The 7,277-nt window shown below is 58.2% G+C and carries 6 protein-coding genes; all 6 read right to left on the reverse strand.

What is annotated here, in order from left to right; genetic code table 11:
- Positions 1 to 151 precede the first annotated feature (151 nt).
- Positions 152 to 1,513, reverse strand: coding sequence for a site-specific integrase (locus KH208_RS14600; RefSeq protein ID WP_291437509.1), 1,362 nt, complete (start codon positions 1,511 to 1,513; stop codon positions 152 to 154).
- 86 nt (positions 1,514 to 1,599) lie between these two features.
- A complete protein-coding gene (locus KH208_RS14605; protein ID WP_291437511.1) occupies positions 1,600 to 2,298 on the reverse strand; it encodes an NTP transferase domain-containing protein in 699 nt (232 codons plus the stop codon).
- Between the two features lie 29 nt (positions 2,299 to 2,327).
- A complete protein-coding gene (locus tag KH208_RS14610; RefSeq protein ID WP_291437513.1) occupies positions 2,328 to 2,897 on the reverse strand; it encodes a DUF4952 domain-containing protein in 570 nt (189 codons plus the stop codon).
- Positions 2,894 to 4,567 carry a cytidine 5'-phosphate N-acetylneuraminic acid synthetase gene (locus tag KH208_RS14615; RefSeq protein ID WP_291437515.1) on the reverse strand — a complete coding sequence of 558 codons (1,674 nt, stop codon included), beginning with the start codon at positions 4,565 to 4,567 and terminating at the stop codon, positions 2,894 to 2,896. Before KH208_RS14615 ends, KH208_RS14610 begins: the two co-directional genes overlap by 4 nt.
- A gap of 7 nt (positions 4,568 to 4,574) precedes the next feature.
- On the reverse strand, positions 4,575 to 5,768 hold the full coding sequence (locus KH208_RS14620) for a DegT/DnrJ/EryC1/StrS aminotransferase family protein (RefSeq protein WP_291437517.1): 1,194 nt from the start codon (positions 5,766 to 5,768) through the stop codon (positions 4,575 to 4,577).
- Between the two features lie 257 nt (positions 5,769 to 6,025).
- A complete protein-coding gene (locus tag KH208_RS14625) occupies positions 6,026 to 7,105 on the reverse strand; it encodes an iron-containing alcohol dehydrogenase family protein (protein ID WP_291437519.1) in 1,080 nt (359 codons plus the stop codon).
- Positions 7,106 to 7,277 lie beyond the last annotated feature (172 nt).

Here is a 7,277-nt window from a genome sequence, read left to right on the forward strand (position 1 = left end):
TGTGCAGGATATCAATGCCGCGTTGTCAGGCAAGCTGAAAGCCGTCACCAGGGCGGAAACAATGAACTGGAGAGTGGCGGTCGCCAATATGCTCGCCGCCTCCCTTCTGGCACTCGCCGTTTTGCTGATGTGGCTTACGACATAACAACGGTTAATGTTGTGAACGATTTTGAGCCAGCATGCCATGGATGTGTTCCAATGCCTCTCTTTTGTAATCCGGGGAAAGTTTGGCATATCGTTCTGTCATGCTTGTGCTGCTGTGTCCCACAAGCTGGCCGATGGTAAAGAGCGGAACGCCGTTCATTGCCAGCCAAGAACAGAATGTATGCCGGAAAGTATGGAATACAATCTTTTGACTCGAATCTGTAATACCATGGTTAAAGCCGGTATGTTTCATAAATTTTGCAAATTTCTCTGAAATCGTATTGGCTACAAGATGTTTTCCAGAAAATACGTCAAATATTTTTGCATGATCGTCTTGAGGGAGTATGTTTTCTATATCTGATTTGATATGCTCAGAAATATATGCAACTCTGCGCCCTGTCTTACCGTCAATATATATAATTCCGGCGTCAAGGTTGATATTTCCACTGGATAAACTGATGATTTCTCCAAGGCGCATTCCTGTATATAAGGAAATTTTTGCAATATAATACAAGGTGCAGTTATAAAATTGCAGGCCGTCCAAAATCCTTGCAGCCTCTTCCGGCGTAAAAAAACGTTCTCTCTTTTTGTCAGAATTTGATATTCTAAAACTGCCTAAAGGAATTTCATAGCTCTTTTGTGTAAGTTCCCATTCTTTTGCCTTATTAAGAACACGCCTGAGAATTGATAAAATATACTTTGTATTTGCGGAGGTGCAATTTTTCAGAAGGTTATTCTTGAAATTCTCTATCTCAAAAGCGCCGATATGCTCAATTGAATGTTTTCCAAGATGCTTTGAAATATGCTTTTCAAACGAATAGAGCATACTTTTTTGAGATTTTAAATGCGGCAGCCATTGCTCTTTGTACCGCGCCCAACCTTCATTGAGGGTTATACTTTCCGGGGCTTCCTCCGCGATCAGCTCGGGGTGGCGCAGGGACTTGATGCGGATAGCCCGGAGTTCAATGGCGTCTTGCAGGGAATAGCCTTCGGACTTCCAGCCCACCTTTTCCCAGATATCCTTGCCCTTGAGTTTAAAGTGAATGTCAAAGCACTTGTCCGGCCTGCCGAACTGATCTATACGATTTTGGGAAATTCGGTAGTAAACGCCCGTGTGGCGGGTTTTGATTCTTTTCATAGGTAGCATCCCCCAGGAGTTCCCTATTGCTATCTGCGCGTCAAAATGATAGGGCCTTGAATATACAAGGGAATGCGAAAAAGTATAGAAGAAATCAAGGGAATTCATAGCATTTTTCAATAAAAACAATGTAATAGCATTGTTTTTCGCCAGCTTAACGCCGCCATAATTCTTGTCTTCAAAAAGCTCACTCTCTTCGCAAAAAACTCGTTTTCCTTGTCGGAAAGCCAAAATTTCTCAATTCAGAAACAGACCTTGGAGTGAACCAGCTTTTCAACGCTGATTCACTCCACAGCAATTCCTCAGAGTAATTTCAGTCAGTTTGAAAAGACGTTGACAATGGCGCGGGCGTCCATGTCCGGCGACAGGGGCAGCAGGGCCAGCCGCCGGAAATCCTCGGGCCGGTCCATATCCAGCTTGAGGTCCGGACGGCGCAGCCAGTCCTCTTCCGGATCAAAGGTGGAAATGCGGAAGTGCGCGGCATTGTCCCAGATATAGTTCAGGCAATGCTCGCGCTGGGAGGGCTGCTTTGCCCTGGCATCCAGGTCATCCAGCAGTTCACGGGAGAGAACTTCAGCCCCCAGGCCGTCGGGCCAGAGGTTGTTGCGCGGAATGTGGTTGTAAGCGTAATCGCAGTCCGTGCGTTCATAGTGCGCCAGCAGCCGGTCCACGGCCTCGCCCCAGATCAGGGGGTTGTCCGCGCAGACGCGCACCACCAGATCCGCCTCCGCCGCCCTGGCCGCCAGACAGAAACGGGCCAGCACGTCACTTTCCGGCCCTGCCAGGCAGGGCACGCCCCGGCGTTGCAGATGCTCCAGCAGCACCCGGTCCAGTTCCGTATCCGGTACGGCGACCATAATCCGGTCCAGCCGCCGGGATTGGGCCAGACGGCGCGTCACCCAGTCGATGACGGGCAGATCGCGCAGGCAGAGCAGAGATTTCAGGGGCAGGCGGCTGGATCCCAGCCGGGCCTGGACAATGGCCACGCTTTTGCCGTGGCGGGCATTATGGGACATGGCGTTTTCCTTAATCTCTCACGGCGGGCTCAGGGTCTTTCCAGATCCGGAAGCACCGTGACGTAAAACCAGGGGATCAGCAGCCACTCCGAGCGTTCGTAGTATTCCGTATCCCCACTGCCCATGCGCACGCGGTATGTGCCGGGCAGGCCGCCGTCCGCTTGAGCCGACTCCCGGGGCAGGCCCGGCCGGCGAAAGCTGAAACGCCCCTGGCCGTTCTTCTTCATTTCCCAGCGGCAACAGACATAGACCAGCGGGGCCATGCCGCTTTCACGCCTCAAGACGTCCTCCACCAGCGCCGCGTCAGCGCCGCGCACCCGGTAGCGGGCCGCCAGAACGGGAAGCTGAGCGTCGCGCACCGGCGCGCAGCCCAGAAATTCCAAGACGTCCGGCTTTCTCCCGGCCATGGCCAGGAAATCGCCGCAGGCCGAGCCGGGCGGCAGCGGCGGCGCAACGGTCTCCCCGGCCCCGGCCGGAACAGGAAGCTCCAACGTCAGCAGGGCGCAGAACAACAAAACAAGCGCGGTCAGGCATTGCGGACTCTGTAGCCGGGACAATCCGGACGGCTGGCGCGACAATGCCCGCGTATGCCCGCTCACGCCTCGTCCCGGTCCAGAAGATCCAGCATCAGGCCCACCACCCGCGCCTTGTTGGCCGTGAAGTCCAGACGGTTCTGACGCTCCCAGAAACGCGCCCGGCGGGCCTGCTTGAGCATGGCCAGAAAGACGTTGCGGATTTTGACGTCATCCACGCGATCCATAAGGCCCACAAAGGCGAAGCCGTTGCGCGGGCGGGCGAAGGTGTGCCGGGCCTCGCGCTCGTGATGGGCCAGAACCATGCCGGGCACGCGCATGTGCGCCAGTTCGTAGACCGTGCGCCCGGCGGAACAGATGGCCAGGTCCGCGCCCTCCATCATCCGGCTCATGACATTGGTGGCCCAGGTGAATTCCACCAGGGGGTTTTCCAGCTTGCGCAGATGGGCCTCCATGGCTTCCTTGTGGGCGTAGCCCGGCCCGGCCACCAGGCGGACGGCAATGCCGTAGGCCCGGCAGATGGGCTCAATGATGTCCAGTATCCGGCGCGAGCAGTCCCGCTGGTCCGTGCCGCCGAAGGTGAGCAGCACGGTGCGCACGTCGGGCCGAAGAGGATTGCGCCTCGCGCCCACGAATTCGTCGCGCAGACAGAAATAGTCCGGCCCGCAACGCAGGCGCTTTGTGCTCCGGCCGCTTTCATACAGGGCGTTGATCACCAGGTTGGCCAGAGCCGCGCCCGGCCCCTCGTCCTCGAAGTTGACGCAGCGCGCGCCGCCCGCGCGCAGGCGCTCCATATAGGCCGCGTCCGTGTTCAGAAAGTCGTTGACCACCAGATCGGGCCGCAGGGCCAGCACCGTGCCGGCCAGATCCTCGTCGCCCTGGCGCACGATGCGGTAATCCTTGCGGGCGATGCTTTCCACGGCCAGCTCGCTCTCGCGCGTGCAGACAAAGGTGATCTTGTGGCTGGTGATCTCATGGGCCAGCATGAGCGCGCGGAAGACATGGCCCATGCCGATGGCCGGATAGCCCGCCACCACAAAAACCACATGCCGCCGCCGCAGCAGGCGTTCGCAGATCCACCAGTCCTGATAGCCCTGGATTTCAATGGCCCGCTCATTGAGAAAATAGGGAACCACCTTGTTTGGGCGGGGTACGGGAGCGCGGCCCGGTCCGGATACGGCCTGCGGTGTTTCCCGCAGCAGGGCCAGGCGCAGGATGATCAGGGCCCGGCTTTCCACCAGAAACTGCTCCTCGCCGCAAGCGCCCGCTTCGCCCGTGGCGCAATCCAGCAGTCTTTCCAGGCTGTCGCCGCGCACATTCCAGATGCGCTGGCGCACGCTTTTTACCGTGACCAGACTGTCGGCCCCGGCTTCCAAATATTTCTTCCAGGCGTCCTCCACGTCCACCCAGGTCAGCAGCGGGCAGGAGGCGCGCAGGATGATGCAGTGCTCGTAGCGTTGGGCCAGATCGCCCAGCAGGTCGCGCATCTCGGCCACAATATCCAGGCTGGTGAAGCGCAGATCCTTGTTCCAGTGAAAGCCCACTCCCGTCCGCTCGCAGATCAGCGAGATTTCCTGGCTGTCCGTGAGCACCACGATGTCCTCGCCCGGAGCCACGGCGCGCGCCGTGTGGATGGCCCGCTCCATAAGCGTGACCCCGGCCAGCTTTTTGACCAGCTGGTCGGGGATGACCGCGTTTTTCTTGATGGCGGGGATGACGATGCAGCGTTCTTTCACCGCCGCCCTACCCCCGGCGCAAGGAAGTCAGCACGTCGCGCGTGGCCGCCAGCATGTACTGAAAATCCTCTTCGCTCAGCCAGTGCTGAAAGGGGAAGGAAATCATGCTGTCGAAAAAGGCGTCCGCATTGGGGCAATTTGCCGTGCCGCAGCCCAGGCGCTTATAGTAGTCGTAACGGTCCAGCGGAATATACTGCACCACGCATTTGACGCCCTTTTCCCCGGACATGGCGCGCATGAAGCGGTCGCGCATCTCCGGGCCGGTGGTCATGCGGGCGGCCAGCAGATGATAATTATGGCGTCGTGAGTCCACGCGATGGAATTCCAGTTCCGGGAAATCGGCCAGAGCGTCCATGAAGCGCAGGGCGCGCTCCCGCTTCCGGTCGTTGATGGCGTCAATGCGGTCCAGCAGTTTCGCGCCCAGGGCGCATTCCACTTCGCCCAGGCAATAGTTGTTGGGCATGAGCATGTCGCCGTCCAGCATGGGCACGTCCACATTGCCCATGGCCGGTTTCCAGTAGTCCGGGCGCTCGAAGTCATAGGCGCAGTGCCCGTTGTGGCGCAGGGCGGGCACCACGGCGGCCAGGGCCGGGTCGCGCACGTAAAGCATGCCGCCCTCGCCCAGAGTGGTCAGGTTTTTATGCGAGTGGAAGGAGAACACGGCCATGTCCCCGAAGCTGCCCGCCTTTTTGCCGTCCACTTCCGCGCCGATGGCCTGGGCCGCGTCCTCAATGAGAATCAGGCCGCGCTCCCTGCAGAGGGCCGCTATGGCGGGCATGTCCGCCACATAGCCGTAGAGATGGACCACCACCACGGCCCTGGTTTTGGGGGTCAGAACTTTTTCGATGCTCTCGGCCGTGACCACGCGGGTGTGCGGGTCCACATCGGCCCAGACCAGGCGCGCGCCCTTTTTAAGATAGGGATAGGCTGAAGCCGTGAAGGTGTGCGAGGGAATGACCAGCTCGTCGCCGGGCTTGAAACGGCAGAGCTGGGCCGACATTTCCAGGGCCGCGCAGCCGTTCATGGTGGTGAAGCAGGAGCCTTCGGCCACGCCCTGATAACGCGCGAACTTGCTTTCAAACGCGCGCATGTACTGTCCCTGGGTCAGAGGATCGGCGTTGCGCATGGCCTCCACGACCACGGCGATTTCCTCTTCCGTATAGCGGATGGCGCGTCCGCTGAAATTGACCTTGATGTCCATCTCACCCTCCATGGGAGGTTGCTAAAAACGGCATTTGAAATCTTTTTGCCGCTGGCAAGGACTATGGGCTGTTGCGGCCTGCCGCCTACAGCCCATGATGCCTTGGCGCAAACGAACTTTTTATGACGGGAGTGGACTCTTTTGGTCCATGACCGGAATAAAAAGCGTGTTTGCTTTAGCCGTTGGCGGCGTTGCCGCCTTACGGATAAAGACAGCATTGATAACGCCGCCAGCGGCAAAAAGGGACAAATGCCGCGCTACATGCTTTTGAAACGCCCGATCACATTCTCTTTGGTGAGAATCTTTTTAAAATCCGGGCCCAGGCGGTTGATCAGGGGTTTTTCATGCACGATGCTGGCCTCGTACAGGGCCGTGTACTGCGCGTCGCTGAGCCCTTGGCAGATGCCCTTGGGCAGATCAATGCCCTGACGCTCGATCATGGCCATGAAGTCCCGGTATTCCGTGGGATAGATGTCTTCCAGCACGGACAGGGCGTGGCAGTTGGCCAGACCGTGGGGCATGTGCAGCACCATGCTCAGACCCGCCGAAACAGGATGCACCACGCCCACGAAACCGGCGGCCATGCCGCCCAGGAAGGAGGCGATCATCATCAGCTCGCGGTTTTCGTCGCTCATCATGTCGTCGGAAAGGAAGACCCGCTTGCAGATGTCGATGGCCTTTTCCGCCAGGGAATCCACCACCACGTTGCGGTAGGAGCCGGAAAGGCTTTCGAAGCAGTGCATGTAGGTGTCGATGCCGGTGTAAAAATACTGGTTGCGCGGCACGCTGGCGGTCAGGTCCGGGTCCAGAAGCACCTGGTCGAACATGGTATAGTCGCTGTTCATGCCCAGCTTGAGATTTTTGGCCTCATTGCAGATGATGCCCGTGCGCGAGGTTTCCGAACCCGTGCCGGAAAGCGTGGGCACGGCGATCTTGTAGGGCGCGGGATGTTTGACCAGCTCCCAGCCCTGGTAGTCCTCGGCCTTGCCGGGATTGGTCAGCAGATTGCCCACGCATTTGCAGGTGTCCAGGGTCGAGCCGCCGCCGAAGGCCAGCAGGGCGCAGGGCATTCTGCCGCCCAAAAATTCCTTGGCCCGGGCGGTGTAGCCGTCCACGCTGTCGGTGGTGGGCTCTTCCGTGGTGTCCACGTAGAGCACCATATCCTGGTTTTCCACGGGCAGGCGATCCGCCAAGCCATTGCCCTCGAAATAGTGATCAAGGAAAAAGACCGCCGGTCCGTCCTGCGCCTCGCGGCGGGTGGTCAGCAGATCGCCCAGTTGGGCCAGCGCGCCCTTGCCTATCATATAGTAGCCGACATTTTTCGCATTGCGGTACATGGTTGTCCTCACATTATGGCAGATGATTCCGGGGCCATACGCCAACGCGCCCGTTCTGGCAAGAGGGCTGCGGGGCGGAGACATTCACCTTAACAATGATAAAAGTTCTTCAATACTACCATTAACTCGGAATCTTTGAAATAGTGCAAGAGATTTGTTCAACATATCAAGA

It is taken from the genome of Desulfovibrio sp. (genome assembly GCF_018379785.1).
In the GTDB taxonomy this organism is placed as follows: Bacteria; Desulfobacterota; Desulfovibrionia; order Desulfovibrionales; family Desulfovibrionaceae; genus Desulfovibrio.